General features: G+C 37.4%; 2 protein-coding genes and 3 pseudogenes. 3 read left to right on the top strand and 2 right to left on the bottom strand.

Annotation, left to right across the window (positions count from 1 at the left end):
* Window positions 1-5 precede the first annotated feature (5 nt).
* Complete coding sequence (locus B9T16_RS24775; RefSeq protein WP_410246020.1) at window positions 6-1,538, bottom strand: hypothetical protein; 1,533 nt, start codon at window positions 1,536-1,538, stop codon at window positions 6-8.
* 41 nt (window positions 1,539-1,579) lie between these two features.
* Window positions 1,580-3,533, bottom strand: a pseudogene (locus B9T16_RS24770) (hypothetical protein).
* Between the two features lie 63 nt (window positions 3,534-3,596).
* Here B9T16_RS24770 and B9T16_RS24765 point away from each other — a divergent pair.
* The 3 genes and pseudogenes from B9T16_RS24765 to B9T16_RS24755 all read left to right on the top strand — a co-directional run.
* Window positions 3,597-4,395, top strand: a pseudogene (locus B9T16_RS24765) (hypothetical protein).
* A 26-nt stretch (window positions 4,396-4,421) separates the two neighbouring features.
* Entirely contained in the window at window positions 4,422-4,769 is a 348-nt protein-coding gene (locus tag B9T16_RS24760) for a hypothetical protein (RefSeq protein WP_410245549.1), read from the top strand.
* A gap of 69 nt (window positions 4,770-4,838) precedes the next feature.
* A pseudogene (locus B9T16_RS24755) lies at window positions 4,839-5,790 on the top strand (hypothetical protein); the annotation flags it as partial.

The following is a 5,790-nucleotide window of genomic DNA, read 5'->3' as shown; positions in this document are numbered from 1 at the left end:
ACTTCCTAGGGTCTTTCTTTATACATTGCTAAAGCGGAACTTTCTCCCATATCGATTTTGGCTTGTTCAAACTTATCGATTAATTCCCAGTTAAGGATTTTAACCTCCGATATATACATTTTTGTTTCGTTTATTCGTTTCGCATTTTCCCTACCGCCATAACCTTTACGTTCCTCAAATAGCAAAGGATAAACAATTGAGGAATTTGTTAATTGTACTAAATCCTTACAAATACGTTCAGCATCTGACTTGCTAGATTCATTCACAAAAAACGAGAATGTTCTACCATTTCGCATATTACAGGTTACTTTGATATTGCCTTTTGTGAACGCTGATTTACTAGGTTGAGTAAATATCCTTTGTAATTTATCCCAGGTTATTTCGTGTCTTTCTACTGATGGGAGTTCTATCTGAGTTTTTTGTAGTTTTGACCGTCTTTCCTTAGTCCAATATGGAGGTTTTTCGTAATTGTACAAAATGAAGGTTAACTGAATTTTTAAATTACTACTATTCGGAACTTCAGAGATATCACCGGAACCCACAAATTGACCAATATCACGATTACCTAGTATTTCAGTTTGAGCTAATGTGTTAGCTACATTTTCTTGAAGGTTTCTTAATGATGATACTAGTCTAAATCGCTCTCCACCATTTTCTACAACCGCGTTAACTAATTGTTGCTGTCTATTTTCCTCAATGCGTTGTAATGCAATATATTCATCTAAGCCTTGAGCGACTAAAATAATCGCTTCTTTACAATTATCTGAGAATTCATCCCAAAATTCCTCTGAACTATCTTGGTTCCATATAGTGCTTAACTTGCCATCATATTTTTCTGGTAATTTCTCCCTAGCTTCCCTTCTCTGTTTACCGAAACTCCATTCTTCGCCTTTTTCGTCACCCCACTTTTTAATAGTGTCTTTACCACCAGGAACCATAGAAACAATAGCCGTCGCAAGTGTTGAAGGACTTTTATCTAAAAACATTTTAACAACCCGTCTACCATGCTTAAACAGTTGCCATGCTATGGCTTTCATAGCCATGTTAAATGACTGTTTAACGTATGAGCCGAAAGCTGTAGATACTTCCATAAGCATTTCAGGTCCCTTGCTTAAGGCAATGTGCATAGCAGCGGCTTTGTTGATAAATGCAATACCAATGGTAGGCAATACTCCACATACTAACTTCCCAGCCATATTACCTAAAAAACCGGCGGTAGTACTAATAAATTGATTAGCAATATTCATCATATTTTTGTCTATCTGTTCATCTGATATATTCCAGTTGAAATTCCAGAAACTATCCCAATTAGACGTGATAAATCGTGCTACTTTCTCAAAACTAAAGTTAGATAAAAACTTAGTAATTCCTTCCCACAACCAACCCCCAAAACTTTTGCCCCACTCAACTACTTTACCAGTTATTTTAGCCCATAGCTTGCCAAACCAACCCATCTCTTGAGTAGATGTTCTCTGAGCTAAATTAACTTGTCTAACGCCATTCCTACCTATACTGCTACGAGTTTGACGGCTAGACAAGCTACGAGTACTCCTTAGCATTCTTGCACTTCTGGCAACCATTACAAAGTTCCTCTTAGTGGATTATCGCCGTCAATCAATTCGGTTTCTATCCTGATATCAGGAAAGTCTTTTTTCAATAATTCTTGTACTTTATTAGTCTCTTGCTCTCTAATCTCGTCTTGTTTTTTCATTGAATCATATAACCTAGTTAAATCGGCTAGTATGTCTTTAGATGGGTCGTTACCATTAACYTGTAAAGTACCTTGCGCTCTAACTATTGAGAAKATTTCCTTTATTTGATTTAAGGCTGTCTGTAGTGTTTCTTTCGCGTTCTTTTGATTAGTGATTTTAACTTTACTTTCATTAGGTTCTAGTAGTTCCTCAAAATTATCAGCTTCTGGAGTAAACGCTGTTTTTAGTTTCTCGTATTTTTCCTCGGTTTCAAATCCTAAATAGTCTAATATTTCCGAGACTTCCCTACCAGCTTTAAAGGCTGCCGCGTGCGCCAAACCTGCTTCATGTAAACAGGTTAAAACAGCGTTTTGGGTCACTTGGTGACTAATAGCTATCTCCATTACCATCCCGAATATTTCCGCTATCGCCTCAGCTAAGTTAGGCAATTTGATTTCCGCGTGTTCCTGTTCTTTGGTCATCAAATTTACGTCATCAATCTCGACTTTAACTTCAAACTCACCCCATCTTTCGTCATCGATGTCAAATCGATACATTAACCATTCTGGCAATGTGTTTATTCGTTTAATTCTGTTTTCTGGATTATTAGCATTAACCGTTATTTTTTCCGGCATTTCAGCCGGGAAGGATTCAGGGTCTAGGAACTCGTAAATCCTTCTAATCATTCCACAGCATTCTTCATTCATGTCTGGTATTGTGATTTGACGAAGACGAACGTTTTCTGGCGGCAAATAATCTTTATCTTCAGAAAAAATCCATAGTTTATAGCTATAATTACGGGTGTTCTCCCAAATTCGTGGACCGTCTAAAGAAGTGTAGTCTAATCTAGTACTCGTAGGAAATACTGGATACCAGCGTGTATTTTCATACCCCCTACCTTGATTGATAGGCGCCCCACAATACGTCAGACTGATATTCGTAGTATGATTGATGACCTCTATCAATATATGGAACTTCCCATAAATGTATATATTCTAACATTGCTTCCGGGTCTTTAGTCCAAACAACTGTTACGTCTGTGTACCAATCAGTCGTAGGTGCACGGTAAAAGATAGACCCTAATAATGGACTAATCATAAGCCTATTTGGACCATTACATGAAGCGTTATATTCAGAGTTATAAAACCTATTAAAGCCACTCCCATATAATGAAACTCTTTCACAACCTGAATTCATATAGTAAGGTTTTAACGGGTATAACCTACGATGGTTATCAACATAATCATTATGTACAATTATCGGCTTTTCGTAATTGTACTCTGAATCATGCCATGAATTTTCCCACTCTATAAATACATCTAATCCAATCTTATCAACTCTAAAATTTGACGTTGTTTTTTCCTGCTTTCTCCACCAATGGCTATCAATACTAGATGTTGCATTGCTAAGTGTACTATTTACTATTCCAGCAAAAATCATTAAATGCCATTTATCATTATTTTTAACAGGATAATCACGAGGGTCTGGCATTTCGTTCCCCGGTTTTGGTGGTCGCCTTCCTTTATCATCATCTACCTCGTCACCGCTATTAGGGCCGCCAAAACCTCTACCAGCGCCACCCTTTCCCCTAGGTTTTTTTCCTCCCTTTGGTTCATCTCTACCGGGTGGCTCCCTACGACGATGGTCGTCACCAGCGCCACGAATTGGTTCATCTCTCTTTGATGGTTCCCTACGACGATGGTCTTGACTAGCACCACCAAACGATTTCCTACCTTGTGGCTCCCTAGTAGGGTCTGGGTCCCATATTCTAGTAGTAGGGTCTGGGTCTCGCATTCTAGCGGTAGGGTCTGGGTCCCATGGGTTAATTGTGTTTCTAACCATTTAAATAATCACATTAAAGTAGTAATATTATACTAACAAATAATTTATTAATAGGTGGTTAAAATGGTGAGAGGTGTTAAAAATATCACGGCTAATATCAACGCTGCTAACTGGAGTAACGCCATAGAGTTATTTAACGGGACTATTTTAGAATCATTAATAACAGAAAGATATAAATATGATATCGGTATTTACAGCTATATATCATCGTTAAACGCTAGATGTTACACTCCCAGTATTGCACAATCACAAATCCCCAAAATTTACCCGGAAGATAGCTATTACCAACGGTGGAAAAAAAAANCAGGAAGTGTTGCAGGAAGCGGTAGATTTACAAATATTTTATGGGAATATGGCAACAGAAAAAGGGTTAAATTTAGGGATTGTCAAATTGCCATATTATGGAGGCATTCACACCGAAAACCTGTTAATTGAATTAATCACTAATCAAAACGAAGGTTTAGCAATTGATAGCAACTCAATAGTTAAAGCTAGGTGTTTAACTCAGTTACATAACAATGATTCKATTAATATTTTTGGCATGGCKGAAKAKCAACTCGAGACAGTTCCTAAAACCCCTACATTGACACAACCCGAAAATTTTGGGGTTACAATAGGCAATACCCCCACGTTAGTTAGACCCTCAAATATTAATCGGTATAGGTTGCACTTACAAAACGTAGGTTCTGTAGGGGTATGGTTTTGTCACGGTGATATCAGTAACTGTGTACCTTATCAATGCCTATATTTACCTCCTAACGCTGGGTGGGATGATGAACTAAAATCAACAGCTTCTATCTATGCTATAACTGAGGATAGCGTAACCAATATTGTTGGATTAGAACAAACAATAAATTGGTAAATTGTACTTTGATTTAGGGGTTTATTATGAGTTTCTCAGTTTATAGTTCTGTTGTCAATTTAGACACTCTAAACATTAGCAGTAAAATACAGGGAACTCCCGAAACTACAGCGATAAGTTTGACTGCTAACACTATCACGGAAGTTGTGCCTATCAATGCTACCAGTAACGGTAGAACGGTGTTTGTAAAGAATCGGTCAAATACCAATGTACATCTAATATTTGACCCTACAGGTGATAGCGTGTCAGACGCTGCATTTTCGGTTAAGCCAGGTGATACCATCTCAATAACGTGGGGTAGAACTAAGTTACAGGCGATAGCAGAATCTAGCGCTAATATCAGCGTTACAATTATCGAATATATCGATATGTAATCATCAAATGAATGGCTAGTATTAAGAAGTTATTAGCCATTTAATTAAGTACTCAATATAGAGGCAGTTATGACTAATTTCAACATTTACTCTAGTAAGTTTGGGCAATCAACCGATGACTTGCCAGAAGGTGAAGTTAATCTATATTTAACTAATGAACGGATACAAGCAGTTATTGACTCAAATACTAATTTAGTCAAATTAACTCAGTTAACTTGGAATAATATTACTAATAAACCTGGCACTTTCCCCCCATCTACTCATTCCCATAGCTGGACTGAAATAACGTCCAAACCGTCTACGTTTACTCCATCAGAACATACACATACTATTGCTAATGTTACAGGACTTCAAAGTACATTAGACGGTAAAGAGCCTACTTTTACCAAAAGTACAGCATTTAACAAAAATTTTGGAACAACTATTGGAACTGTTACAGAAGGTAACGATGTCAGATTATCAAATGCTAGAACACCAACTAGCCATACACATACCTTATCTCAAATAACTGATAGTGGTAATTTAGCTTCTATTAATACTAACGGAAGTACAGTCAACTATCTTCGAGGTGATGGTACTTGGGTTACACCACCTAATACCACTTACACAGCGGGTACAGGATTAACATTAGTTGGTACAGAGTTTAGAAATACAGCGCCTCATATTGCTACTAATTTGTCTTATAGTTCTGCTGCTACTACAGGTACTGTCAATAGTTCAACTGGTAATAATGCTACTATTCCTGCTGCTACAACATCTGCTGCTGGTTTAATGACAAATGCTGATAAAAGCAAGTTAGACGGAATTGCGGCAGGTGCACAAGTAAATGTAGCAACTAATTTAGGAGTAACAGCAGGAACAACAGCAGGACCTATAATCACATCATCAACAGGGACTAATGTCACTTTACCTACAGCTACAGCAACTAATGCAGGAATAATTACAACTGGGAATCAGACAATTGCAGGAGTTAAAACATTTAACTCATTAATTACCGGGTCAATAAATGGAAACGCAGGAA

Source organism: Arthrospira sp. PCC 8006, assembly GCF_046480465.1.
GTDB lineage: Bacteria > Cyanobacteriota > Cyanobacteriia > Cyanobacteriales > Microcoleaceae > Limnospira > Limnospira platensis.
Note: the sequence above shows the minus strand (reverse complement) of the source record. Positions and strands in the feature narration are given on the sequence as shown.